Source organism: Microbacterium sp. Gd 4-13 (genome assembly GCF_003095395.1).
GTDB lineage: Bacteria > Actinomycetota > Actinomycetes > Actinomycetales > Microbacteriaceae > Microbacterium.
This window is the reverse complement of sequence record NZ_QEIJ01000001.1, coordinates 602,350-628,294: the sequence shown is the minus strand read 5'-3', so window position 1 is coordinate 628,294 and position 25,945 is coordinate 602,350. Positions and strand designations below refer to the sequence as shown.

Annotated in this window: 21 protein-coding genes; 7 read left to right on the top strand and 14 right to left on the bottom strand. The window is 68.6% G+C overall.

Annotated features, from left to right (window positions below; translation table 11 throughout):
* Nucleotides 1-2,475: an Rne/Rng family ribonuclease gene (locus DEA06_RS02985; RefSeq protein ID WP_116646436.1), complete on the bottom strand. Its 2,475-nt coding sequence runs from the start codon at nucleotides 2,473-2,475 to the stop codon at nucleotides 1-3.
* Between the two features lie 277 nt (nucleotides 2,476-2,752).
* Between DEA06_RS02985 and DEA06_RS02980 the strand changes: the two genes are divergently transcribed.
* The gene (locus DEA06_RS02980; RefSeq protein WP_116646435.1) at nucleotides 2,753-3,358 is read left to right on the top strand and encodes a vitamin K epoxide reductase family protein; all 606 of its coding nucleotides are present in this window, start codon (nucleotides 2,753-2,755) and stop codon (nucleotides 3,356-3,358) included.
* Between the two features lie 9 nt (nucleotides 3,359-3,367).
* Here the strand turns inward: DEA06_RS02980 and ndk are convergent, their stop codons facing one another.
* The 8 genes from ndk to DEA06_RS02940 form a co-directional block, all read right to left on the bottom strand.
* Nucleotides 3,368-3,781 (bottom strand): nucleoside-diphosphate kinase, encoded by a 414-nt coding sequence (ndk, locus tag DEA06_RS02975; protein ID WP_116646434.1) that lies wholly within the window; start codon nucleotides 3,779-3,781, stop codon nucleotides 3,368-3,370.
* Between the two features lie 3 nt (nucleotides 3,782-3,784).
* Complete coding sequence (locus DEA06_RS02970; RefSeq protein WP_116646433.1) at nucleotides 3,785-4,192, bottom strand: DUF4233 domain-containing protein; 408 nt, start codon at nucleotides 4,190-4,192, stop codon at nucleotides 3,785-3,787.
* Complete coding sequence (locus DEA06_RS02965; RefSeq protein ID WP_116646432.1) at nucleotides 4,189-5,529, bottom strand: Mur ligase family protein; 1,341 nt, start codon at nucleotides 5,527-5,529, stop codon at nucleotides 4,189-4,191. The genes DEA06_RS02970 and DEA06_RS02965 overlap by 4 nt, the downstream gene beginning before the upstream one ends.
* Nucleotides 5,526-8,972: an isoleucine--tRNA ligase gene (gene ileS, locus DEA06_RS02960; RefSeq protein WP_116646431.1), complete on the bottom strand. Its 3,447-nt coding sequence runs from the start codon at nucleotides 8,970-8,972 to the stop codon at nucleotides 5,526-5,528. Before ileS ends, DEA06_RS02965 begins: the two co-directional genes overlap by 4 nt.
* 227 nt (nucleotides 8,973-9,199) lie before the next feature.
* Nucleotides 9,200-10,756 carry an ABC transporter ATP-binding protein gene (locus DEA06_RS02955; RefSeq protein WP_116646430.1) on the bottom strand — a complete coding sequence of 519 codons (1,557 nt, stop codon included), beginning with the start codon at nucleotides 10,754-10,756 and terminating at the stop codon, nucleotides 9,200-9,202.
* Complete coding sequence (locus DEA06_RS02950; RefSeq protein ID WP_240606781.1) at nucleotides 10,753-11,565, bottom strand: ABC transporter permease; 813 nt, start codon at nucleotides 11,563-11,565, stop codon at nucleotides 10,753-10,755. Before DEA06_RS02950 ends, DEA06_RS02955 begins: the two co-directional genes overlap by 4 nt.
* Nucleotides 11,562-12,545 carry an ABC transporter permease gene (locus DEA06_RS02945; RefSeq protein WP_116646429.1) on the bottom strand — a complete coding sequence of 328 codons (984 nt, stop codon included), beginning with the start codon at nucleotides 12,543-12,545 and terminating at the stop codon, nucleotides 11,562-11,564. The genes DEA06_RS02950 and DEA06_RS02945 overlap by 4 nt, the downstream gene beginning before the upstream one ends.
* A 31-nt stretch (nucleotides 12,546-12,576) precedes the next feature.
* Nucleotides 12,577-14,190, bottom strand: a complete 1,614-nt coding sequence (locus DEA06_RS02940) for an ABC transporter substrate-binding protein (protein ID WP_116646428.1) — start codon at nucleotides 14,188-14,190, stop codon at nucleotides 12,577-12,579.
* Between the two features lie 124 nt (nucleotides 14,191-14,314).
* On the opposite strand from DEA06_RS02940, the gene DEA06_RS02935 reads away from it, so the two are divergent.
* From DEA06_RS02935 to DEA06_RS02910, 6 genes are all read left to right on the top strand, one after another.
* The gene (locus tag DEA06_RS02935) at nucleotides 14,315-14,866 is read left to right on the top strand and encodes a GNAT family N-acetyltransferase (protein WP_116646427.1); all 552 of its coding nucleotides are present in this window, start codon (nucleotides 14,315-14,317) and stop codon (nucleotides 14,864-14,866) included.
* Between the two features lie 98 nt (nucleotides 14,867-14,964).
* Complete coding sequence (valS, locus tag DEA06_RS02930) at nucleotides 14,965-17,538, top strand: valine--tRNA ligase (protein WP_116646426.1); 2,574 nt, start codon at nucleotides 14,965-14,967, stop codon at nucleotides 17,536-17,538.
* Between the two features lies 1 nt (nucleotide 17,539).
* Nucleotides 17,540-17,812, top strand: coding sequence for a hypothetical protein (locus tag DEA06_RS02925; RefSeq protein ID WP_116646425.1), 273 nt, complete (start codon nucleotides 17,540-17,542; stop codon nucleotides 17,810-17,812).
* A 32-nt stretch (nucleotides 17,813-17,844) separates the two neighbouring features.
* Nucleotides 17,845-18,282, top strand: a complete 438-nt coding sequence (locus DEA06_RS02920; RefSeq protein WP_116646424.1) for a helix-turn-helix transcriptional regulator — start codon at nucleotides 17,845-17,847, stop codon at nucleotides 18,280-18,282.
* Nucleotides 18,283-18,292: 10 nt separating this feature from the next.
* Nucleotides 18,293-18,706 (top strand): VOC family protein, encoded by a 414-nt coding sequence (locus tag DEA06_RS02915; RefSeq protein WP_116646811.1) that lies wholly within the window; start codon nucleotides 18,293-18,295, stop codon nucleotides 18,704-18,706.
* Nucleotides 18,707-18,977: 271 nt separating this feature from the next.
* Nucleotides 18,978-21,023 (top strand): M3 family metallopeptidase, encoded by a 2,046-nt coding sequence (locus tag DEA06_RS02910; RefSeq protein WP_116646423.1) that lies wholly within the window; start codon nucleotides 18,978-18,980, stop codon nucleotides 21,021-21,023.
* Between the two features lie 51 nt (nucleotides 21,024-21,074).
* Here DEA06_RS02910 and clpX read toward each other — a convergent pair whose 3' ends face one another.
* The 5 genes from clpX to tig form a co-directional block, all read right to left on the bottom strand.
* Nucleotides 21,075-22,343, bottom strand: a complete 1,269-nt coding sequence (gene clpX / locus DEA06_RS02905) for an ATP-dependent Clp protease ATP-binding subunit ClpX (RefSeq protein WP_116646422.1) — start codon at nucleotides 22,341-22,343, stop codon at nucleotides 21,075-21,077.
* A 166-nt stretch (nucleotides 22,344-22,509) separates the two neighbouring features.
* Nucleotides 22,510-23,181 (bottom strand): ATP-dependent Clp protease proteolytic subunit, encoded by a 672-nt coding sequence (locus tag DEA06_RS02900; protein WP_116646421.1) that lies wholly within the window; start codon nucleotides 23,179-23,181, stop codon nucleotides 22,510-22,512.
* 31 nt (nucleotides 23,182-23,212) lie between these two features.
* Entirely contained in the window at nucleotides 23,213-23,800 is a 588-nt protein-coding gene (locus DEA06_RS02895; protein WP_116646420.1) for an ATP-dependent Clp protease proteolytic subunit, read from the bottom strand.
* 80 nt (nucleotides 23,801-23,880) lie between these two features.
* The gene (locus tag DEA06_RS02890; RefSeq protein ID WP_116646419.1) at nucleotides 23,881-24,375 is read right to left on the bottom strand and encodes a tetratricopeptide repeat protein; all 495 of its coding nucleotides are present in this window, start codon (nucleotides 24,373-24,375) and stop codon (nucleotides 23,881-23,883) included.
* Nucleotides 24,376-24,442: 67 nt separating this feature from the next.
* A complete protein-coding gene (tig, locus tag DEA06_RS02885; protein ID WP_116646418.1) occupies nucleotides 24,443-25,870 on the bottom strand; it encodes a trigger factor in 1,428 nt (475 codons plus the stop codon).
* Nucleotides 25,871-25,945: the final 75 nt, after the last annotated feature.

Genomic DNA, 25,945 nt, shown 5'->3' with positions numbered 1-25,945 from the left:
TCAGCCCTCTTCGGTCGGTCCGGCCTGCACCGGAGTGCCACTCAGAGCCGCCGTCGTCACACGGCGGCGCGAGCGACCCTGGCCGGGCGCCTTGGGCTCGGGAAGCGCGCTCAGCACCGAATCGAGCAGGACGTCCTTCTCGGTGCGCGGGTTCTTCGATGCGGCGTCGGTGCGCTTCTTGCGCGGGCGCTTGACCGGCTCCGCCTCCGCGACGGGAGCTTCCACGACGACCGGTTCGATCGCGGGGGCTTCCTCCTCGCCGTTGGGCTGGATGGTCGACGCCGCGATCTGCGCCAGGGCCGACTTCACGCCTTCGGTGATGACGTGGGTTCCGCCCGTGGCGCTGTTGCCGCCATTGCTCGTGTTGCCGCCCCCGTTGCCGGAACCGCGCGAGCGCCGGTTGGACGAACCGTTGTTCGACGACGATCCGCCTCCGTTGGAGCGGTGCTTCACCACCGGGTCGTGGTGCACGACGACGCCGCGACCGGCGCAGACCTCGCACGCCTCGCTGAAGGTTTCCAGAAGCCCCAGGCCGAGCTTCTTCCTGGTCATCTGCACGAGTCCGAGCGAGGTGACCTCGGCGACCTGATGCTTGGTCCGGTCACGGCTGAGGCACTCGACCAGACGGCGCAGGACGAGGTCTCGGTTGGACTCGAGCACCATGTCGATGAAGTCGACGACGATGATTCCGCCGATGTCTCGCAATCGCAGCTGGCGGACGATCTCTTCGGCCGCTTCCAGGTTGTTCTTGGTGACGGTCTCTTCGAGGTTTCCGCCGGAACCGACGAACTTGCCGGTGTTGACGTCGACCACGGTCATCGCCTCGGTGCGGTCGATGACGAGCGAGCCGCCCGAGGGCAGCCACACCTTGCGGTCGAGAGCCTTTTCGATCTGCTCGGTGACGCGGAACTCGTCGAACGGGTCACGGTCGGCCTCGTACGATTCGACGCGGTCGAGCAGGTCGGGTGCGACGCTCGCGAGGTAGCTCGTGATCGTCTGATGTGCATCCTCGCCCTGGATGAGCATCTTCGTGAAGTCCTCGTTGAAGACGTCGCGCACGATCTTGACGAGGAGGTCGGGCTCGGAGTGCAGCAGTGCCGGTGCCTGGATCGTCTCGATCTGGCGGCTCACGTGCTCCCACTGGCTGGTGAGTCGCTGCACGTCGCGCGTCAGCTGGTCCTCGGTGGCCCCCTCGGCCGCGGTGCGCACGATGACGCCCGACGATTCGGGGAGGACCTCTTTCAGGATCTTCTTCAGGCGCGCGCGCTCGGTGTCGGGAAGCTTGCGCGAGATGCCGTTCATCGCGCCGCCGGGCACGTAGACGAGGTACCGCCCGGGGAGCGAGATCTGGCTCGTCAAACGGGCGCCCTTGTGCCCCACCGGGTCTTTCGTGACCTGGACGAGCACCTTGTCGCCCGACTTCAGCGCGAGCTCGATCCGGCGCGGCTGGTTGCCCGTCTCCACGGCGTCCCAGTCGACCTCGCCCGAGTACAGCACGGCGTTGCGACCGCGACCGATATCGACGAACGCGGCCTCCATGCTCGGCAGCACGTTCTGCACGCGGCCGAGATAGACGTTGCCGATGAGCGAGGCGTCCTGGTTGCGGGCGACGTAGTGCTCGACGAGCACGTGGTCCTCGAGCACGGCGATCTGCACACGGCCGTTCTTCGAGCGGACGATCATCTCGCGGTCGACGGCCTCGCGACGGGCGAGGAACTCGGCCTCGGTCACCACCGGGCGGCGACGACCGGCCTCGCGACCGTCGCGGCGACGCTGCTTCTTCGCCTCGAGGCGCGTGGACCCCTTGATGCGCTGCGGTTCGGTGACGTACTCCACCGCGCGCTGGCGGGGTGCCGCAGGCGCGGACTCCGCGCGATCCTCGCTGCCACCGCTCTCGCCGCGACGGCGATTGCGTCGACGTGCCGAGGTTCCGGCTGCAGGAGCCTCGTCGGGCTCGTCGAATTCCTCCGCACGCGGCGAAAGAGCGACGACGGGTGGGGCGTAGAAGTGCAACTGGGTGCTGACGGCCGAGACGAACACCTCGGGCAGCAGGCCGAGAGCGACGGCCGTCAGCTCGGCCGGCTCTTCGGGGGCCGACTCCTCGGGGGCCGGCTCCTGCGCGGGAGCCTCTTCGACCGGCACCTGCTCCGGCGCGGGAGCGTCCGCGCTCGAGCCGACCGAGGACTGCTCGTCGGCACCGGCGGCATCCGCGACCGGCGCCTCGGCGGCCTCGACCGCGGGGGTCTTCTCCTCGGCGGCGGGCTCATCGGCCGCGCCGGGTTCCGGGGCGGCATCCGACGCGACGGCATCGGGCCCAGACGCGTCGGCTGCGGGGATCGCACTGCGGTCACCCTCGGTCGCCTCGACCGCGTCGAGCACGGCCTCCATGTCGGCGATCGTCGTCAGCTGCTCGGGGGCGTCCTGCGGCACATCGCTCGCGGGGGTGTCGTTGCGGTTCTCGGTCTCATCGGCCATCACGGGGGTGCTCCTTGCGGACGACACCGCGCATCGTCCGACGAAATCTCGTGCGGCGCCACACCCGGCGGGGCCGCGAACTCATTTGGTCTGCAGCCGGCCCGAGGCTCTAACTGCAAGGGCGTCCATCGCCCGAAGTCTGTCGTGATGCCGGTGCGGCGCGGCCGCGGGCATCACCGACCATTATCGCACTCCCCCGCCGGTAATGCAGACCAACGCTTCGAGAGTCGGTTCATCGCCGAGCCGGACCAGAGGTACGGGTGCCATAATCCGAGCCATGAGCGCACCGGCAGCATCCCCGCACCGTCCGACCGTGATGGCGGTCTGGCTGATCATCGCGGGGGTGGTCGGGTGGTGGGCCGCCTTCTCCCTCACGATGGAGCGCCTGCACCTCCTGGCCGACCCCGACGCCACCGCCTCGTGCGATTTCAACCCGCTCATCCAATGCGGCAAGAACCTCGTCTCCGCGCAGGGAAGCGTGCTCGGATTCCCGAACCCGATCATCGGTCTCGCCGGCTGGATGGCGCCGTTGTTCGTCGGGGTGGCGATCCTGGCCGGCGCGCGGTTCGCTCGATGGTTCTGGTGGATCTTCACCCTCGGGACCGCCGGGGCGTTCGCGTTCGTGGTGTGGCTGATCGTGCAGAGCATCTTCGTCATCGGCACGCTCTGCCCGTGGTGCATGGTGACGTGGTCCGTGACCATCCCGACCTTCTACGTCGTGCTGCTCCACGTCTTGCGGACGGGCATCGTGCCCGTGCCCGCAGGGGTGCGTCGAGGAGCGGCCGCCACCATGGGGTGGATGCCGCTCCTCGCCGTCGGCAGCTACGCGATCATCGCGATCGTCGCGCAGCTGCGGCTGGACGTGATCGGATCTCTCGTCTGACCCGTCGGGTCAGAACCAGATAGCGAGCTCGCGCGCCGCCGACTCGGGGCTGTCGCTGCCGTGCACGAGGTTCTGCTGCACGGCCAGGCCCCAGTCGCGCCCGAAATCACCGCGGATTGTGCCGGGCGCCGCGGTCGTGGGGTCGGTGGTGCCCGCGAGCGAGCGGAAGCCCTCGATCACACGGTTGCCGGCGAGTCGGATAGCGACCGACGGGCCGGAGAGCATGAACTCGAGCAGCGGCTCGTAGAACGGCTTGCCCTCGTGCTCTGCGTAGTGCTGTTCCAGGGTCGCGCGCTCGGGCTCGACGAGCCGGATGTCGACGAGGGCGTACCCCTTCGCTTCGATGCGGGCGAGGATCGCGCCGGTGAGGCCGCGGGCCACGCCGTCGGGCTTCACGAGTACAAGGGTCTCTTCGGTCGCCATGAGTCAGTTTCCGTTCGGTGTGCGGGGATCGGCCAGTGCGGCGTTTCGGCGGTCGAGGGACGCCCCCTTGATCGTCGCATACGCCCACATGCCGCCGAAAATGAGAGCGACGAGAAGAAGCGCCGGTACGAGGAATCCGCCGAGGGCGAGGACGACCTGCAGCCCCCATCCCGCGACGATCGCCCACCGGTGGCGGAGGAACCCCGACGTGATGACCATCAACAGGGCCAGCACAACCCCGCCGACGATCCCCCACCACGGTTCGATGCCGCCGGGCAGCACCTGCAGTCCGAAGACGACGAGGCCGCCGAGGAAGACCACGATCGACTCGAAGCCGAGCACGACCGAACCGAGCGACTCCTGCGCGCCGCGCTGACGCCGCACCCGCGGCGTGCGCTCGCGGGGGCTCATTCCTGCCACCCGTTCTTCCAGTCCTCTGCTTCGGAGAGGCGCAGCGCCTCGCCGGCCAGCACGACGGAACCGGCGATGACCACGGCCCGGCGATCGGATGCTGCGGCCCACTCGCGTGCGGCCTCCGCCGCGTCGTCGAGCCCCGGGTGCACCGAGACCGTCGCGCCGCGAGCCTCGGCGAGGTCGGCCACGAGGTCGGGGTCGCTGGCGCGTTCAGATTCCGGGGCTGTCGCGAACACGCGCGCCGCCACCGGCGCCAGCGCATCCACGATGCCGGCGGCGTCCTTGTCTCCGAGCACGCCGACCACGACGCCCCACTCGTCGACGTCGAACGTCTCGCGCAGGCCCGCGACGAGCGCCCGCGCGCCGTGCGGGTTGTGGGCGGCGTCCGCGACGACGATGGGGTGCGATCCGACGAGCTGCAGGCGCCCCGGCGATGTCGCCTGGGCGAGTCCGTCGGTGACGACCTCGGCGCCGATGCTTCCGAAGAGCGACTCGACGGCGGCGATCGCGAGAGCGGCGTTCGCGCCCTGATGGAAGCCGTAGAGCGGGAGGTACTGCTCATCGAAGGTGCCGGACAGACCGCGCACCGAGATGAGCTGTCCACCGACCGCGAGCCGCTGGGACGAGAGGCCGAACTCCTCGCCCTCGAAGGCGATCGTGGCCCCGCGGGCAGCAGCAGCGGCGCGCAGCACGGCTGCCGCCTCGGGTTCCTGGCGGGCGGAGACCACAGCCGCACCGTCCTTGACGATCCCCGCCTTGACGGTCGCGATCTCGCGGATGGAGGAGCCGAGGCGGTCGGCGTGGTCGAGCGCGATCGGGGCGAACACGGCGACGTCTCCATCGGCCGTGTTGGTCGAGTCCCAGGCACCGCCCATGCCGACCTCGAGCACGAGGACGTCCACCGGCGCATCGGCGAAGACGACGAAGCCGAGAACCGTCAAGAGCTCGAAGAAGGTGAGTGCGGCGTCGCCCGCCGCGGCCAGCTCGGCGTCGACGAGCTCGACGAACGGTGCGATCTCATCCCACGCATCGGCGACGGCCGCGTCGGAGACGGGCTCGCCATCGATCATGATCCGCTCGGTGAAGCGCACGAGATGCGGGCTCGTGAACAGACCGGTGCGCAGCCCGGTCGACCTGACGAGACTCTCGATCATGCGGCTGGTCGAGGTCTTGCCGTTCGTCCCCGTAACGTGGATCACCCGGTAGGTGCGCTGGGGGTCTGCGAGCATCTCCAGCACCCGCCGCGTCCGCTCGATGCGGGGCTGGACCCACTGCTCGCCCTGCCGCGTCAGCAGGGCCGCATACACGGCATCGGCGCGGTCGCGGTCGCTCATTCGCCACTCTCCTCGTTCAAACGGGTCACCGAGACGGTGAATGCGCCGGCGTTGGCGAAGGTGCCCTTCGCGAACTCGGCCTGGTGTTCGGGCGTCTCCGACGGCGTGCCGCGCAGCGTACCCCTCGACAGGGTGGTCGCGCCGTCGGATCCGACGATCGCGGCTTCTCGGGCGAGGGTCTCCCCGGCGACGTCCGCGATGTCGAACGCGGCCGATACCGCCGCTGCGTCATCCTCGTCGCTGAAGCTCAGCATCAACCGGATGCGATCGCTCACGTCGAATCCTGCCGCCTTGCGGGTGTCCTGCACCGCGCGGACGACGTCGCGCGCGAGACCCTCCGCCTCGAGCGCGTCGTCGGTCGTCGTGTCGAGGAGCACGAACCCGCCACCGGCGAGCACGGCGAGCGCTTCACCGTCGGGGCGACCGGACGTCTCGACCACCAGCTCGTACTCTCCGGTCTGCAGTTCCACGCCACCCGCGACGACGACGCCATCGGTCTCCGACCAGTCTCCGGCGCGCGCGGCCTGGATGACCTGCTGCACCTGCTTTCCGAGACGGGGTCCCAGGACGCGTGCGTTCACCGTCAGGCGATGCGAGATGCCGTACGAGGCCGACGCCCCGTCGACGAGTTCGACCAGTTCGACCGACTTGATGTTGAGCTCGTCACGGAGGATGTCTTCGAACTGGCCGAGGGCGGCAGCATCCGCCACGACCACCGTGAGACGGGGAAGCGGCAGCCGCACGCGCTTGCCCTCGCGCTTGCGCAGCGCGTTGGCGACGCTCGACACCTCACGAACGGCGTCCATCGCGACTCGGATGTCGGCCGACGTCGGGAAGGCGTCGGCATCGGGCCAGTCGGTGAGGTGCACGCTGCGTCCACCCGTAAGCCCCTGCCACACCTGCTCGGAGACGAGAGGGATGAGGGGGGCGGCGACGCGCGTGAGGGTCTCGAGCACGGTGTAGAGCGTGTCGAACGCCTCCGTCGACGACGCGTCGTCGTCGCGCACTCCGACCCAGAACCGGTCGCGCGAGCGACGGATGTACCAGTTGGTCAGCACCTCGGCGAAGTCGCGAAGTCGCTCCGCGGCGGTGGTCGAGTCGAGACCGTCGAGGTCGGCGGCGACGCCGCGCACGAGATCACCCGTGAGGGCGAGGATGTAACGATCCAGCACGTCGGTCGAGTCGGTGCGCCAGGATGCGTCGTATCCCGACTCCGCACCCGCAGACCGACCGGTGGTAGCCCGCGCGGCGTTGGCGTAGGTCGAGAAGAAGTACCACGTGTTCCACAGGGGAAGCAGGAACTCGCGCACGCCCGCTCGAATGCCCTCCTCGGTGACCACGAGGTTGCCACCGCGCAGCACCGAGCTCGACATGAGGAACCAGCGCATCGCATCGGATCCGTCGCGGTCGAACACCTCGCGCACGTCGGGATAGTTGCGCAACGATTTCGACATCTTCTGACCGTCGCTGCCGAGCACGATCCCGTGCGCCGAGACAGCGCGGAACGCCGGGCGGTCGAACAGCGCGGTCGACAGCACGTGCATGACGTAGAACCAGCCCCGCGTCTGGCCGATGTACTCCACGATGAAGTCGGCGGGCGCGTGCTGCTCGAACCAGTCGTGGTTCTCGAACGGGTAGTGCACCTGGGCGAACGGCATCGAGCCGGAGTCGAACCAGACGTCGAGCACGTCCTCGACGCGGCGCATCACGCTCTGCCCCGTCGGATCGTCGGGGTTCGGGCGGGTGAGGTCGTCGATGAACGGACGGTGCAGGTCGACCTCGCCCTCGGTGTTACGCGGCAGTCGACCGAAGTCGGCCTCCATCTCGGCCAGCGAACCGTAGACGTCCAGACGCGGGTACTCCGGGTCGTCGCTCTTCCACACCGGGATCGGCGAGCCCCAGTAACGGTTGCGGCTGATCGACCAGTCGCGGGCGCCCTCGATCCACTTGCCGAACTGGCCCTCCTTGACGTTCTCGGGAACCCAGGTGATCTCGGCGTTGCCCGAGATCATGCGTTCCTTCACGTCGGTGACGCGGATGAACCAGCTCGAGACAGCCTTGTAGATGAGGGGGTTCCGGCATCGCCAGCAGTGCGGGTACGAGTGCTCGTAGCTCGCCATGCGCAGCAGGCGTCCGTTCTGGCGCAGGATACGGATGAGCGGGGTGTTCGCGTCGAGCCAGAGCTCTCCCGCCACATCGCTCACGTCGGAGAGGAACCGGCCGCCGTCATCGAGCGACAGGATGGTGGGCAGGCCCGCAGCATCCGCCAGCCGCTTGTCGTCCTCGCCGTAGGCGGGCGCCTGGTGCACGATGCCGGTGCCGTCGCTGGTCGTGACGTAGTCGTCGACGAGGATGCGCCACGCGTTCTGCGTGCCCCACTCGTCGGCGTCGGCGTAGTAGTCGAACAGACGGTCGTACGCGACGCCCTCCAGCTCGGAGCCGAGGACCGTCTGCTGCACGGCGTCGCGGGCGGCGTCGGCCGACTCGTACCCGAGATCCTTGGCGTAGCCACCCAGGAGGTCTTCGGCCAGGAGGTAGCGGTGAGCGGTGGCCTCGATCGCGTCGTCGGCGAGCCCATCGGGAGTGTGGTGCACGTCGGCGGCGCCCGCCGGCCCGCCGGGGACGACGACGTAACGGATGGCGGGGCCGACAGCGAGCGCGAGGTTCGTCGGCAGGGTCCAGGGCGTGGTCGTCCAGGCGAGCGCACGCACGCCCGTCAGTCCGAGCGCTTCGGCCTTGGCGCCCACGAGCGGGAAGGTGACGGTGACCGACGGGTCCTGACGCATCTTGTAGACGTCGTCGTCCATACGCAGTTCGTGGCTCGACAGCGGCGTCTCATCACGCCAGCAGTAGGGCAGCACGCGGTAGCCCTCGTAGGCGAGCCCCTTCTCGTGCAGGGTCTTGAAAGCCCACAGCACCGACTCCATGTAGGTGGTGTCGAGCGTCTTGTAGCCGTTGTCGAAGTCGACCCACCGCGCCTGGCGGGTCACGTAGTCCTGCCAGTCGCGCGTGTACTCGAGCACCGACTCGCGGGCCTTGGCGTTGAAGGTCGCCACGCCCATGCGCTCGATGTCGTCCTTCTCGGTGATGCCGAGCTGCTTCATCGCCTCGAGCTCGGCCGGCAGACCGTGCGTGTCCCAGCCGAAGACGCGGTCGACCTTCTTGCCCCGCATGGTCTGGAAGCGGGGGAAGACGTCCTTGGCGTAGCCCGTGAGCAGGTGACCGTAGTGCGGCAGGCCGTTCGCGAACGGAGGTCCGTCGTAGAACACCCACTCCTCGGCGCCCTCACGCTGGGCGATGGACGCGCGGAACGTGTCGTCGGAGGCCCAGAACGCGAGTGTCTGCTCTTCGAGCGAGGGGAAGCGCGGGCTCGGAACGATTCCGGGCGCCGCGCTCGCCGACGCATCGGCAGCGGGTCCGAACGAGGACTTGGGGTAGGTCATGTCACTCCAGCAGGTCGAGGATCAGCCTGCGAGGACGACTCCATCGAGCCGCGGTACCACCCCGCGTGACGTCTCGGGCCCTTCGACAGGCTCACGGACCGAGTCGTCCACTTTCACAGCGGCTGTGACGGGCCTGCCCCGCCCGGTTCTACTGACGCGACTCGGGAGTCGACGCGTTCTTCCGGGAGCTCCCCGGTGATGGCCGGATCGAAACTCGTCCTCGAAGTCTACGCGTCTCGCCCTGCCGCGGCATCCCGCGGCAGGGCGGCCGCGAGCAGCTCGCGCGTGAACGGGTGGCGCGCGGCGCCGAACACCTCCGCCGTCGGTCCCGCCTCCACCACGGAACCGTCCTGCATGACGAGCACGTCGTCGGCGATCGCCGCGATGACGTCGAGGTCGTGCGAGACGAACACCATCGTGAGTCCGCGATCGGCCTGCAGCCGGCGGAGGAGGGCGAGGATGCGCTCGCGCACCGTCGGATCGAGGGCCGAGACGGGCTCGTCGAGCACGAGTACGTCGGGGTCGGTGGCGAGAGCACGCGCGATGGCGGCGCGCTGACGCTGCCCGCCCGACAGGCGAGAAGGGCGCCGACGCCCAAGCGCACCCGAGAGCCCCACCTCTTCGAGGAGCGCCGCGGCCGCCGCCGAGCGACCGGCACGCGGCACGCGCCCTGCCGCGAGTGCTTCGCGCAGCGATCGATCGATCGACCAGCGCGGGTCGAACGCGGCCAGCGGGTTCTGATGCACGAGCTGCACGCGGCGACGAAGACGCGCCTCGTGCGCGCGCGTCCATCCGACGCCGTCGATCTCCACGGTTCCGCCGTCGGGCCGCTCGACGCCCACGATCATCCGCGCGAGCGTGGTCTTGCCCGATCCCGATTCGCCGACCACGCCGAGCGTGCGGCCTCGGTGCAGCGCGAACGACGCGTCTCGCACGGCCGGTCGGTCGAAGGTCTTCGACAGACCGCGCGCGACCAGGAGCGCGGGGGCGCCGGTCACCGGGGTCGCGACCCGCGACTCGTGGCCCGACGCCGCGACGAGCTCGCGGGTGTACGGATGCTGCGGGGAGTCGAGCACGTCGACGACGGCTCCCTCTTCGACGAACCGTCCGTCGCGCATGACGGCGACGCGATCGGCGACCCGTCGTACGGCGGCGAAATCGTGGCTCACGAAGACCACCGCGACGCCCTCGTCGGCGATGCGCCGGAGAAGATCGAGCACCTTCGCCTGCACCGTGGCATCGAGCGCGGTCGTAGGCTCATCGGCCACGATCACCACCGGGTTCGCCGCGAGCGCGGAGGCGATGAGCGCACGTTGCCGCAGCCCGCCCGACAGCTCGTGCGGGTACTGGTGCGCGCGTCGGTCTGGATCGGGCATCGCGACCCGCGAGAGCAGTTCGGCGACCCGCGCACGGCGGGCGGCCCGCGGCATCCGGTGCTCATGGATCTGCAGTGCCTCGCCGACCTCGGAGCCGACCCGCCGCAGGGGGTCGAGCGAGACGAGCGCATCCTGTGAGACGAACGCGATCCGAGCTCCTCGGAGGCGGCGCCACCCGCGCTCGCCGAGGCGGCGCGCATCGACGCCGTCGACGGTGAGTTCGTCGGCGTCGACGCGGGCGCCCTCGGGCACGAGGCCCAGGAGCGCCCGGGCCGTGAGCGACTTGCCGGCTCCCGACTCGCCGATGATGGCGAAGCACTCGCCCGCCGCGACCGTCAGGTCGACCCCCTCCACGACGGGGGCGTCACCGAAGGCGATCCGCAGACCCGCCACCCGCAGAACGCTCATGAGGTCCTTCCCTCCGCGCGTGCGCGCACGATGCGTCCGACCACGCTCGCGGCGAGCACGGTGAGGGTGATCGCCGCGCCGGGGAAGACCGCGACCCACCAGGCCTGGCCGATCACGTTACGGCCGCCGGCGAGCATCAGTCCCCATTCCGGTGTCGGCTCGGTCGGCCCCAGCCCGAGGAAGCTGAGCCCGGCGGCGGCCAGGATGCTGGAGCCGATCCCGATCGTGGCGAGCACGCTCAGGGAGCCGACCACGCCCGGCACGACGTGGCGGGTGAAGGCCAGCGGCGCCGGCACGCCCAGGATCCGCGCGGCCTCGACATGCTCGGCGCCCACGAGGGTGCGGGTCCGGGAGCGGGCCTGCCGCACATAGACGGGCACGGCTGCGATCGTCACGGCCACCGCCACGTTCGCGGAACCGGGGCCGAGGACGGCGACGACGACGAGGGCGACGAGGAACTCAGGAAAGGCGAGCAGCACGTCGGTGACGCGCATGGCGACCGCGTCGACGGCCCGGGGGGCGATGCCCGAGAGCGAACCCGCCACGACCCCGACCACGAACGCGAGGCCCGTGGCGAGAAGGGCGATGCTGACGGAGGCCGCGGCTCCGTACACGACACGGGAGTACACGTCGCGCCCGCTCTGATCGGTGCCGAACCAGTGATCGGTGCTGGGGGGCAGAAGAGCGGACCGCACGTCGGTGAGCACCGGATCGTGAGTGGCAAGCAGGTGGGGGGCGAGCGCCGCCACCGCCACCGTCGCGAGCATGACCACCGCCGCGGCGAGGGCCACGCGGCGCGCGCGGCTCACGCGGTCACCTCGGGGCGTCGCGCCCGCACCGACGGCGTGCGTCGCAGCCGCGGGTCGATCAGCGGATACGCGAGCTCGACGAGGAGGTTGACGACGACGAAGACCGCCGCGCTGAGCAGGATCACACCGGTGACGACGGGGAGATCGCGGTCGGTGATCGCGGTCAGTGTGACCCGGCCGATCCCCGGCCGGGCGAAGACCGTCTCGACCAGCACCGCGCCTCCCAGCAGCGACCCCACGAAGTAGGCAGCGAGGGTGATGGCGCCGCTCGCCCCGTGGCGCAGGGTGTGGCGCAGGGTCAGTCGGGTCCACCCTGCCCCGCGCGCGCGAACGGTGGTGGCGAACGGTTGCCTCTCGGCGTCTTCCATCCCGTCCCGCAGCACCTGCCCGAGCAACGCCGCGACGGGGAGAGCGAGCGTGACGGCGGGGAGCACGATCGTGGCCGGATCCCTCGATCCCGAGACGGGGAACCATCCGAGCCCGAACGCGAAGATCGTCAGCAGCAGCAGCCCGATCCAGAAGACCGGCGACGACAGCACCACCAGCTCGACCGCCGCGGCGGCCGTGCGCGCGGGCACGGAGCGCGCGAGGAGGGCGACGGCGAGGGCGAGCACGATCGCGAAGACCAGCGCGAGCGACGTGAGCTGAACCGTCGCGCCGAGCTGGCGGCCGATCACCTCGGTCACGGGCATCCGCAGCTGATAGGACTCGCCGAGATCACCGCGCAGAAGCTGCCCGAGATAGGTCAGGTACTGCTCCAGAACGGGGCGATCGAGGCCGAGATCGGCTCGCAGGGCGTCTTTGACCGCGTCGCTCACCTGCGCCTGCGGGCCGAGCATGACGTCGACGGGGTCGCCCGGGATCAATCGAAAGGCCACGAAGGCCACCGTGGCCGCGCCCCACAACACGAGCACCATCGAGACGACGAGGCCGCCCGCGCGCAGCAGGATGCCGCGCGCGGTGCGCGATCGTGCGGTCATCGTGTCCCCCGCGCCCGGTCGGGGCGCCCGATCAGCGGACGGTGACGTCGAAGAACAGCGGACGTCCGTACAGGTCGTAGCTCAGCCCTGACACCGTATCGCCGACGGCCGTGATCAGCGCGGGGCTGTACAGCGGCACGATCGCAACGTGCTCGCCGTTCCACTGCTGCAGTTCGCCGTACACCGCCGCCCGCGCGTCAGGGTCGACCGTGGCCACACCCGTCTCGAGCAGCTCATCGATCGCAGGATCGGAGACCTGCGAGGCGTTCTGGAAGCCATCCGTGTGCAGGTGGCTGCGCAGCAGGTCGGGATCGACGCCCGAGAACCCCCAGTCGGTGAGGTCGAAGGTCTTCGGGCCGTACTGCTCGTTGTATGCGCCCGGTTCGAGCACCTCGCGTACCAGATCGAAACCCACGGCTTTCAGGTCGGACTGGATGGTGTTCGCCAGCGCTGTCCGGTCGTCGGGAACGGGCGTGTACGCGATCCAGCGTGCCGACAACCGCTGGCCGTCCTTGGTGCGGTAGCCGTCAGCATCCCGCCCGGTCCATCCCGCCTCGTCGAGCAGCTGGTTGGCGACGTTCGGGTCGAAGGGCCACGTGCCCTCGAGAGACGCGTCGTACCCCGGTGTCGTCGCACCGAGGATGCTCCATGCGCGCGGGAACTGCCCGTAGAAGATCTCCTCGACCGCCGTATCGATGTCGATCGCACGGCTGAACGCCTGGCGAACGCGCTCGTCGGCGAAGACCCCGTACTTCTCGTTGAGGTACAGCGAGTACGGCAGACCCGGGTACTCCTTCGCCTCGACGGTCAGCGGTTCGCCGAGGTCCTTGGCCAGGTTGGGGGGCAGGTTGCTGGCGAGATCGGCCTCGCCGCTCTCGACGACCCCGGCCCGAACGGTGGCTTCCGGGAGGATCTCGACCCGCAGCGTGTCGAACCCCGGCGCCCCATGACTCTCCGGGGCCCACGCGTACGCATCGTTGCGCGTGTAGACGATCTCCTGGTCGGGGGTGTACTCGGTCAGCTCGAACGGCCCGGTGCCGACGGTCACATCCGGGCCGCCGGCTTTGAGCAGATCAGCCGAATCGGAGAGCACCGCGGGCGAGTAGAACCCGAGCAGCGCCGTGCTGGCCGCCTGGAGGAACGGTGCGAACGGCTGAGTGAAATCGACGCGAACGGTGTACTCGTCGACGACCTCCGTACCGGCATAGAACTCGCCGCCCAACATCGTCGCCGCCTGTGCCGACGCCGTCGCCGGGTCGGCGATGCGGTCGAAGTTCGCCTTCACGGCGGCGGCGTTGAACGGCTCGCCGTCATGGAAAACGACATCGTCGCGCAGGCGGAACGTGTAGCTGGTGCTGTCGTCGGAGATCTCCCACGACTCGGCGAGCCAGGGCGAGTACGACCCGTCCGGTTCTTCGAACACGAGCGAATCGAGCACGACCCGCTGCACCATGGCCGACACGTCGAGCTGGCTCGTCTGCGGGTCCATGTGGCCCGCCGACAGATTCGCCCCTTCGATCGCCCAGACGACCTCGCCGCCCGCCGCTTCGTCGTCACCGGGCGCTGCGCAGGCGCTGAGCGCCAAGCCGGGCACGAGCGCGATCGCCGCAAGCGCGACAAGCCTGCGGGAGAAGGAAGAAGGCATGCAGGACCTCGGTCTCGATTCGGAGGGGAAGAGGCAATTCTATCCAGTTCTTGGACTGGGTGGATTAACGCCCGACGTCGACCGGGTCGTTCTGCGCCGTGACGCGCCGCTCTATCGTCGGAGGATGACGCGCCCTCTGCCCGCCACCGACCGGCTGCTCCTTCGCGAGATGGGCCCCGACGACCTCTCGTCGCTCACGGCCATCATGGGTGACGCCGAGACGATGACCGCCTACGAGGGGCCGTTCGACGCGACCGAGATCGCCACCTGGCTCGCTCGATCGCAACAGCGCTACGCCGACGACGGGTTCGCACTCTGGGCGGTGACTCTGCGGGAGACGGGCGAGATGATCGGCCAATGCGGACCGACCCGCCAGCTCATCGACGGGCGATCCATGGTGGAGATCGGCTATCTCTTCGACCGCCGTTGGTGGCACCGCGGATTCGCGCTGGAGGCCGCCCGGGCCTGCCGCGACTGGGCTTTCCGCAACCTGCCGGTCGACGTGGTGTGCTCCAAGATCCGCGACACGAACCTCGCCAGCATGAACGTCGCGATCCGCAACGGCATGTCGGTGCGTCAGCGCACCGTGACCCACTACCGCGGCGTCGACATGCCCCACCTCGTCTTCGAGATCACGCGGGACGAATGGATGCTGCAGCTGAGGCCCGACCCCTGACACCGAGCGGGAATGACTCCTGCGCACCCGCCGGTAGACTGGCGGCGACCCACACTCAGGCACGCTCACACAGTGCCGCACATACCGAGGAGCTCTCGATGTCCGACGCGCAGATCCCCGACAAGCCCGTACTCGAAGGCCTCGAAGCGAAGTGGGATGCGGCATGGACCGCAGCCGGAACCTACGACTTCGATCGCGCGAAGGCCGCCGAGGTCGGACGCGCCGGCGTCTTCTCGGTAGACACTCCCCCGCCCACCGCATCGGGGAGTCTTCACATCGGTCATGTGTTCAGCTACACGCACACCGACGTCAAGGTGCGCTTCGAGCGCATGCGCGGGAAGACCGTGTTCTACCCGATGGGCTGGGACGACAACGGTCTGCCGACCGAGCGGCGTGTGCAGAACTACTACGGCGTGCGGTGCGACCCGTCGCTGCCCTACGACGCCGACTTCACTCCCCCGTTCGAGGGCGGCGACAACAAGAGCACGAAGGCAGCCGACCAGCGCCCGATCAGCCGCCGCAACTTCATCGAGCTCTGCGAGAAGCTGACCGCCGAAGACGAGAAGGCGTTCGAGGCGCTCTGGCGCGATCTCGGCCTCAGCGTCGATTGGACGCAGACCTACCGCACGATCTCCGGCGACACGATCCGCACCAGCCAGTCCGCGTTCCTTCAGAACCTCGACCGTGGCGAGGCGTACCAGGCGCTCGCTCCCACCCTCTGGGACGTCGACTTCCGCTCGGCTATCGCGCAGGCTGAGCTCGAGGATCGCGATCAGCCGGCCGCCTACCACCGCCTCGGCTTCCACAAGGTCGACGGCTCGGGCGATGTCCACATCGAGACCACCCGTCCCGAGCTGCTCGCCGCCTGCGTCGCGCTCGTCGCACACCCGGATGACGAGCGTTACCAGCCGCTGTTCGGCACGACGGTGCGCACCCCGCTGTTCGACGTCGAGGTGCCGGTGCTCGCACACCCGCTGGCCCAGCCCGACAAGGGCTCCGGCATCGCCATGATCTGCACCTTCGGCGACGTGACCGACATCATCTGGTGGCGCGAACTCGATCTGCCCAACCGCACGATCATCGGCAAGGACGGCCGCATCGTCGCCGAGGCCCCCGACGCGATCGAGACGGATGCCGCGAAGGCCGCCTATGCCGAGCTCGCCGGCAAGACCGTGTTCAGCGCCAAGAAGCGTGTGGTCGAGCTGCTGCAGGAGTCCGGTGAGATGGAGGGCGATCCCCGCCCGTTCACGCACGCCGTGAAGTTCTTCGAGAAGGGCGACCGTCCGCTCGAGATCGTCTCGACCCGTCAGTGGTATCTGCGAAACGGCGCCCGCGACGAGTCGCTCCGCGATCGCCTCCTCGGACTCGGCCGCGAGATCTCCTGGCACCCCGACTTCATGCGCGTTCGCTACGAGAACTGGACCAACGGCCTCACCGGCGACTGGCTCGTGTCGCGTCAGCGGTTCTTCGGGGTGCCGATCCCGGTCTGGTACGCGCTCGACGAGAACGGTGACCGCGACTACGCCCGCGTGCTGACGCCCGATGCTGCGTCCCTGCCGGTCGATCCCACGACCGACGTCCCCCCGGGGTACACCGAAGACCAGCGAGGCGTGCCGGGTGGTTTCGACGCCGAGCGCGACATCTTCGACACGTGGGCGACGTCGTCGCTCACCCCGCAGCTCGCCGGCGGCTGGCAGCGCGACGAAGACCTCTGGAAGCTCGTCGCCCCGTTCGACCTCCGCCCGCAGGGGCAGGACATCATCCGCACCTGGCTGTTCTCCACCCTGCTGCGCAGCGCGCTGCAGGACGACCGCTCACCGTGGTCGGACGCCGCGATCTCCGGCTTCATCGTCGACCCCGACCGCAAGAAGATGTCGAAGTCGAAGGGCAACGTGGTCACCCCGGCCGACGTCCTCCACCAGCATGGTTCGGATGCCGTGCGCTACTGGGCGGCGTCGAGCCGCCTGGGCACGGACGCCGCCTTCGACCCACAGAACCCGACCCAGATCAAGATCGGGCGGCGCCTCGCCATCAAGATCCTGAACGCGGCGAAGTTCGTGCTGTCGTTCCCGGTGCCCGATGACGCCGAGGTCACGCATGCCCTCGACGCGTCGATGCTCGCGACGCTCGACCAGGTGGTGCGTGATGCGACGAAGGCCCTCGAGGCCTACGATCACGCCCGCGCCCTGGAGATCACCGAGTCGTTCTTCTGGACCTTCTGCGACGACTACCTCGAACTGGTGAAGGAGCGCGCGTACGACCAGACCGACGTCGGACAGGCATCGGCCGCGCTCTCGCTGAGGGTCGCGCTCTCGACGCTTCTGCGCCTGTTCGCGCCGGTCGTGTCGTTCGCCTCGGAGGAGGCCTGGTCGTGGTTCAACGAGGGCTCGGTGCACCACGCCGAGTGGCCAGTACCGGTCGGCTCCCCGGGCGACCCGGCAGTACTGAGCGCCGTCGGCGAGGCGCTCATCGGTATCCGCCGGGCCAAGACCGAGGCGAAGGTCTCGCAGAAGACCGTGGTGGCCGTCGCCACGGTCGCCTCCCCGCATACCGCTGCGCTGAAATCGGCCGAGGGCGACCTCAAGGCCGTCGGCCGCATCGAGACGATCGTTTTCGAAGACGCCGAGACGACCGCCGTCACGGGCATCGAACTCGCCCCCCAGGAGGCCTGATATGCAACTCGGTACACGCTGGACCTCAGGATCCACTCCCCCGTCGGCGGTCCCGGCCAGCCTGCATGCCCAGATCGCCGCGGTCGAGAACTCGCTCCCGGCCGACCAGTTCGGCCAGCCGGCACCGCGGTGGACGCTCACCTGGCTCGAGGGGCGTCCGGTCGTCGAGCTCGATACGGGCATCATCGTCACGCTGGATCGTTCGGGTGAGGCGGTCGTCACGCACGACGAGCACGAGCAGTTCTCCGACCGGGACTACTCCGGACAGGACTGACCGTCGGGCCGAGGTTCTGGCACGATGGCGGCATGGCCAGCATCCCCGACCCGCGGCTCGATGAGCTGACGCGGCTTCGAAGGGTGCGCGACCGTATCGACCGCGAGCACGGCCGCCCCCTCGACGTCGAAGCCCTCGCTCGCGGGGCGAACATGTCGGCGGGCCACCTCAGTCGCCAGTTCCGTCTCGCCTACGGCGAATCGCCCTACGCGTACCTCCTGACACGGCGCATCGAGCGCGCCATGGCGCTGCTGCGACGCGGCGACCTCTCGGTGACCGAGGTGTGCTTCGCGGTGGGTTTCTCCTCGCTCGGCACGTTCAGCACGAGGTTCACCGAGATCGTCGGCACGTCGCCGAGCGTCTACCGCCGCGAAACGGCGGGGATCGCTGCGGAGCTGCCCAGCTGCGTCACGCGATTCGTCATGCGACCGGTCAGGAATCGAGAAGCGTCCGTCGTGCCGGCGCTCTAGCGTGAGCGACATGGACATCACGATTCGCGAGTCATACCTGCCGCACACCGATCCCGAGGCGTCTGTGCGGTTCTACCGCGACCTCCTCGGTTTCGAGGTGCGTACCGACGTCGGGTACGAGGGGATGCGGTGGCTCACCGTCGGTCCGGCCGGACAGCCGGACACCGCGATCGTGCTGCACCCGCCGACGGCCAACCCCGATCTCACCGAGGAAGAGAGCCGGATCCTGCTCGACCTCATCGCCAAGGGAAGCTACTTCGGCATCAACCTCGCGACGCCCGACCTGCTGGCGACCTTCGAGACGCTGGAGGCATCGGGGGTCGAGATCGTGCAGGAGCCGACCGAGCAGCCTTACGGCATCTTCGACTGCGCGGTGCGCGACCCCGCAGGCAACATGGTGCGCATCCAGCAGCCCGGCTCCTGATCAGCCCGGCCGAGAGCGCCGCCACGGCGGGATGTCACCGCGGCATCCGCTGCATGGCGACCGAGCCGCGTGTTCGCGGTGGACAGGATCACCGCATCGCGCCACTCGGCCGTTTCCGCGTCGATCCCGCGTTCGGAGAATTCCGCCAGCTGCTCGTGACGGTTGCGGAGAAACTCGCTCATCACCATCTGGGAGACGGCCCTCCGCTGCGTGTGCGCATCTTCGACATGCCCGCAACGGCGGTCATCGACCTCCGACGTAGGGTGGACGAATGGCTGCTGATAACCCCTTGCTGCGCCCGCCCACCCTTCCCTTCGGGCTTCCCGACTACGGGTCGATCGACACGGATCACTACCTCCCGGCTTTCGCGGAGGGGTTCTCCCGGCACCGCGGCGAGGTCGAGCGCATCGCCACGAACACCGATGCGCCGTCTTTCGAGAACACGATGGTCGCCCTGGAAAAGAGTGGAGAACTCCTTGGACGGGTGGCCAGCGCCTTCTATACGATCGCCTCCGCGGATGCCACGGCTGCAGTGCAGGAGATCGAGGAGGCCCTCGCGCCCCAGATGTCTGCCCACCACGATGCGATCGAACTCGACGTGCGACTGTTCGATCGCGTGCGTACCCTTCACGATCAGCTCGGCGATCTCGACCTCTCCGGAGAGCAGCGCTACCTCGTCGAGCGTCGCTTCCGCGAGATGTCGCGTGCCGGAGCCGGCCTCGGCGAGACCGACAAGACGCGGCTCACGGCCGTCAACGAACGGCTCGCCATCCTCACCACCACGTTCGAGAAGAACCTTCTCTCCGATACGAACGCTCTCGCCGTCGTCTTCGACTCCGCCGCCGAGCTCGACGGACTCAACGCGGGCCAGTTGTCGGCCGCCTCGCAGGCGGCGTCGGATCGCGGCCTCGACGGTCGGTACGTCGTGACACTCCCCTTGTTCACCGGACACCCCTACCTCGCGGCCCTGACGAACCGCGAGAGTCGTCGCCGCATTCTCGACGCATCCCGGTTGCGCGGCCGCCGCCCGGGCGCGCATGACAACCGTCCCGTGCTCCTCGAGATCGTGCGGCTCCGCGCCGAGCGGGCGGCGCTGCTCGGTTTCGACAGCCACGCCGCCTACGTGACGGCGGATGAGACGGCCGGCTCACCTGCTGCGGTGCACGACCTGCTGCGCCGCCTCGCCGCTCCCGCCGCGCGCAACGCGCAGGTCGAACGCGAGAAGCTGCGGGCCATCGCCGCCGCCGACGGCGTCGAGGTCGAAGCCCACGACTGGGCGTTCTATACCGAAAAAGTGCGTCAGGCCGAGTACGACCTCGACACCGCTGCGCTTCGACCGTGGTTCGAGGCAGAGCGCGTTCTGAAGGACGGCGTCTTCTTCGCGGCCGAGAAGCTCTACGGCATCACGATCTCCGAGCGCCACGATCTCGCCGCCTATCACCCCGAGGCCCGGGTCTTCGAGGTGACGAACCCCGCCGGTTCCGCTCTCGGCCTGTTCATCCTCGACCTCTACACCCGCGACACCAAACGCGGCGGGGCCTGGATGAACTCGATCGTGGTCCAGTCCGTCCTGCGGGGCACCTCGCCCGTCGTCGTGAACAACCTCAACGTCAACCGCCCTGCCGCCGGCCAGCCCACTCTGCTCTCGCTCGACGAGGTCACCACGCTGTTCCACGAGTTCGGGCACGCTCTGCACGGGCTGTTCGCGACGGTCACCTATCCGTCGTTCGGCGGTACTGCTGTCTTCCGCGACTTCGTCGAGTTCCCCAGCCAGGTCAACGAGATGTGGATCTTCTGGCCCGAGGTGCTGGCGAACTACGCCCGCCACCACGAGACGGGCGAGCCGCTCCCTTCCACTGTGGTCGCCAAACTCGCGGCGACCGAGGCCTTCAACCAGGGCTTCGCGACCAGCGAGTACCTCGCCGCATCCTGGATCGATCAGGCGTGGCATTCCCTGTCGGCCGCGGAGTCGTCGCGAGAGATTGATGTGGCTGACTTCGAACGAGCGGCTCTCGCCGATATCGGCCTCGACGAGCCGACCGTGCCACCGCGCTACTCATCGACCTACTTCGCGCACGTCTTCTCGGGCGGCTACAGCGCGGGCTACTACTCGTACATCTGGAGCGAGGTGCTCGATGCTGACACCGTCGAATGGTTCCGTGAGAACGGTGGGCTGACGAGGGAGAACGGCGACCGCTTCCGCGACCGCCTGCTCGGCGTCGGCGGGTCGAAGGACCCGCTCGAGGCTTACCGCGACTTCCGTGGGCGAACCGCCGAGATCGCGCCGCTCCTGAAGCGCCGCGGCCTGGAGGACTGAAAGTGAAGAGCGGCCGGGAATCCCCCGGCCGCTCTCATCTTCGCGATGTCGTCAGGCGCTCTTGCGCTTCTGCTCGAGCACCATCGTCGGGGCGGCGCCGTCCTCGACGCAGGCCCGCGTGATGATGACCTTCGAGACATCGTCGGACGACGGCACGTCGAACATGATCGGTCCGAGGACGTCTTCGAGGATCGCGCGGAGACCGCGTGCACCGGTCTTGCGCCCGACGGCGCGGTCAGCGATGGCGAGCAATGCGTCGCGCTCGAACTCGAGCTCGACCCCGTCGATCTCGAACATGCGCTGATACTGCTTCACGAGCGCATTCTTGGGCTCCGTGAGGATTTCCATGAGCGCGTTCTGGTCGAGCGGCGATACCGACGCGACCACGGGAAGACGCCCGATGAACTCGGGGATCAGTCCGAACTTGTGGAGGTCTTCGGGCAGCACTTCGCTGAAGAGGTTCAGGTCTTCGCCCTTGCTGTGCAGGGGGGCGCCGAAGCCGACACCGTGCTTGCCCACGCGCGCCGAGATGATGTCTTCGAGACCGGCGAACGCACCCGCCACGATGAACAGGACGTTCGTCGTGTCGATCTGGATGAACTCCTGGTGCGGATGCTTGCGGCCGCCCTGCGGGGGCACCGACGCAACAGTGCCCTCGAGGATCTTCAGCAGTGCCTGCTGCACGCCCTCGCCCGAGACGTCGCGGGTGATCGAGGGGTTCTCGGCCTTGCGGGCGATCTTGTCGACCTCGTCGATGTAGATGATGCCGGTCTCAGCGCGCTTGGTGTCGAAGTCTGCGGCCTGCAACAGCTTCAAGAGGATGTTCTCGACGTCTTCGCCGACGTAGCCCGCCTCGGTGAGAGCCGTCGCATCGGCCACGGCGAACGGAACGTTGAGTCGTTTCGCCAAGGTCTGCGCGAGATAGGTCTTGCCGGTACCGGTCGGCCCGAGGATGAGGATGTTGCTCTTGGCGATCTCGATCTCGTCGGCGCGCTGCTCGGCGGGCTGGATCGTTCCGTGCGCGCGGACACGCTTGTAGTGGTTGTAGACGGCGACAGCCAGGGAGCGCTTGGCATCTTCCTGCCCGACGACGTATTCCTCGAGGAACGCGAAGATCTCGCGCGGCTTGGGCAGATCGAAGTCGGAGACCACGCCGGCGGACGACTCGGCCATGCGCTCTTCGATGATCTCGTTGCACAGCTCGACGCACTCGTCGCAGATGTACACGCCGGGTCCAGCGATGAGCTGCTGCACCTGCTTCTGGCTCTTCCCGCAGAAGGAGCACTTGAACAGGTCGGCGCTCTCACCGATACGTGCCATTGCGGCTCCTCCTCGCCACCACGGGAGCCACTCCCCCGTGCGCACTCACGAGCCTAACCTCTGCCCGCGACATCGGATGGCATTGGAGATCGACTGTTCCTCCCGCCGTCGGCGAACACGACGAAGCCCCCGCCGCGAGCTGCGACGGGGGCTTCGAAGCATCCGATCAGGAGGTGAGTGCCGCCGGAGTGCGCTTGCGCGTGGTCAGCACCTGGTCGATGAGGCCGTACGCCACGGCCTCCTCGCCCGAGAGGATCTTGTCGCGGTCGATGTCTTTGTTGACCTCTTCCGGCGTCTTGTTCGAGTGCTTGGAGAGGGTGGCCTCCAACCAGGTGCGCATGCGGAGGATCTCCGCGGCCTGGATCTCGATGTCGGATGCCTGCCCGTGACCCGACTCGCCCACGGCGGGCTGGTGGATGAGGATACGGGCGTTCGGCAGCGCGAGACGCTTGCCGGGCGCACCCGCGGCGAGGAGCACCGACGCCGCCGACGCCGCCTGGCCGAGCACGACCGTCTGGATCTGCGGCGAGACGTACTGCATCGTGTCGTAGATCGCCGTCATGGCCGTGAACGAGCCGCCGGGCGAGTTGATGTACATGATGATGTCGCGGTCGGGATCCTGGCTCTCGAGCACGAGCAGCTGTGCCATCACGTCGTCGGCCGACGCGTCGTCGACCTGCACGCCGAGGAAGATCACGCGGTCTTCGAACAGCTTGTTGTAGGGGTCCTGGCGCTTGTACCCGTAGGCCGTGCGCTCTTCGAACTGCGGCAGGATGTAACGGCTGCCGGGCATCTGGATGCCCTGGCCGGCCGCGGCTCCGAAGGTGGGGGTGTGCATGTGGGTTCTCTCTCTTTCGCCTTCGGGTGCGTTACTCGGCGGTCGTTCCGCCGCCGCCGGTCACGTCGAGCGCGCTGGAGCGGATGTGGTCGACGAAGCCGTACTCGAGTGCTTCCTCGGCCGAGAACCAACGGTCGCGGTCGCCGTCGGCGTTGATCTGCTCGACGTCCTTGCCCGTCTGGCCCGCCGTGATCTCGGCCAGGCGACGCTTCATGTCGAGGATGAGCTGGGCCTGGGTCTGGATGTCGCTTGACGTGCCGCCGAACCCGCCGTGCGGCTGGTGCAGGAGCACGCGCGCGTTGGGGGTGATGTACCGCTTCCCCTTTGTGCCGCTGGTGAGCAGCAGCTGGCCCATCGAGGCCGCCATGCCGATACCGACGGTCACGATGTCGTTCGGCACGAACTGCATCGTGTCGTAGATCGCCATACCCGCGGTGATCGATCCGCCGGGCGAGTTGATGTACAGGAAGATGTCCTTTTCCTGGTCTTCGGCGGCGAGCAACAGGATCTTGGCGCAGATCTCGTTGGCGTTCTCGTCACGCACCTCTGAGCCCAGCCAGATGATGCGGTCTTTGAGGAGCCTGTCGAAGACGCTGGTTGCCATTAGTGGTTCGGCCATGAATACTCCTGATTCCTCGGGGTCGGCTTCGAATCTACCGGCGCGGTTTCAGGCCCGAGGTCGTGTTCGCCGTGGGCAGATCAAGCGTGTCCATTCACGATCTCCTCGGCGTAGCCCCGCACTGACCGCGTGTAACGCGGGAGGTGCGGGGCGAGCGCACGAAGCGCGACGGATGCCGCGCGGTCGGCCTGCCCCGCCGAGACCAGCGCCAGTGCGTAGAACGCCGCGGCGGCGTCGTTCATCGGCGTGCCGGGGGCGCGTTCGTACTCCTCACGCAGAAGGGCGAGTGCCTCCGGCACCTGACCGAGATTGCGGATCGTGCTCGCGAGCTGGATGGTCGCGCGTGCGCGGCGCTCATCATCCAGCCCGAGCTCGAGCGCGCGCCGGTACAGCGTCTCGGCCTCGGACTCCCGGCCGGCCGAGTCGCGGGCACCGGCTCGCTCGAACAACGCCACCGGGTCGTCCTCCGGCCGTTCGGAAGCGAGCGCGTCGATCGCCGTGATCACGTCGTCGGGGGCGAGGGTGTCATCCGCCCACACCGCGTCCACGCGGTCCTGCCAGCTCTGCTCGCTCATCGCCCTGCTCCTTCGGGGGACGAGAAAGGGGCGGATGCTGCTGCATCCGCCCCTTTCTCGAAGGGTCTTACTCCTTGGCCGCAGCCTTCTTCTTGGCGGGGGCCTTCTTCTTGGGCTTCTCTTCGGCTTCGACCGTCACGGCGTCGGAAGCGTCTGCCGCAGCATCCGCGATCTCTTCGGCTTCTTCGACGACCTCGGCCTCGGCCTCGGGCTCGTCCTCGATCGCGACGAAGCCGCTCAGGTCGACGGGAGCGCCGTTCGAGTCGACGACGGTGACGCGGCCGAGCGCGACGGCCAGCGCCTTGTTGCGGGCGACCTCGCCGACGAGCGCGGGCAGCTGGTTGCCCTGCTGCAGCGCCTCGACGAACTCCTGCGGAGCCATACCGTACTGGGCGGCCGACTGGATGAGGTACTGAGTCAGCTCTTCCTGCGAGACCTGGACGTTGCCGTCCTCGGCGATCTTGTCGAGGATCATCTGCGTGCGGAACTGCTTCTCGCTCGCTTCGGTGACCTCGGCGCGGTGCTCGTCGTCCTCGAGGCGGTTCTCGCCCTCGAGGTGGTTGTGAACCTCGTCTTCGATCAGCTGCGGGGGAACGGGGATCTCGACCTGCGAGAGCAGCTCCTCGATCAGCTTGTCGCGAGCGGCGGAGCCCTGCGTGAAGGTCGACTGCTGGGCCACGCGCTCCTTGAGGCTGTCGCGCAGTTCGGCGATGGTGTCGAACTCGCTCGCGATCTGCGCGAAGTCGTCGTCGGCCTCGGGAAGCTCGCGCTCCTTCACGGCGGTGATCTTGACCGAGACCTCGGACTCCTCGCCGGCGTGGTCGCCGCCGACCAGCTTCGAGCGGAACGTGGTGTCTTCGCCCGCGGTGAGCGACTCGATAGCCTCGTCGATGCCCTCGAGCAGTTCGCCGGAGCCGACCTCGTACGACACGCCCTCGGCGCGGTCGATCTCGGAGCCGTCGATCGTGGCGACGAGGTCGAGCTCGACGAAGTCGCCGGTGGCCGCGGGGCGGTCGACCGTGACGAGGGTGCCGAAGCGGGCGCGCAGGCTGTCGAGCTCAGCGTCGATGGCCGCCTCGTCGACCTCGACAGCGTCGACGGTCAGCGTGATGCCCTCGTAGGCGGGCAGATCGAACTCGGGGCGCACGTCGACCTCGACATCGACGATGAGGTCGCCGGAGTAGTCCTTGAGCTCGGGGAGTTCGACGACCTCGGCGTTCGGACGACCGATGACGCGGAGGCTGTGCTGCTCGACGGCCGCACGGTAGAACCCGTCGAGGCCCTCGTTGACGGCGTGCTCGACGACGGCGCCACGGCCGACGCGCTGGTCGATGATGGGGGCGGGCACCTTGCCCTTGCGGAAACCGGGGATCTGCACGTCCTGCGCGATGTGCTCGTACGCGTGAGCGATGCTCGGCTTGAGCTCCTCCGGCGAGACAGTGATGTGCAGCTTCACCCGGGTCGGGCTGAGCTTCTCGACGGTGCTGTTGACCATGCCTGTTCGTTCTCCTCGTGATGGACCGCGCACAGCGCGGCGTTCGGAAGGGTCTGGGGTCTGCGGGGCTCGTTC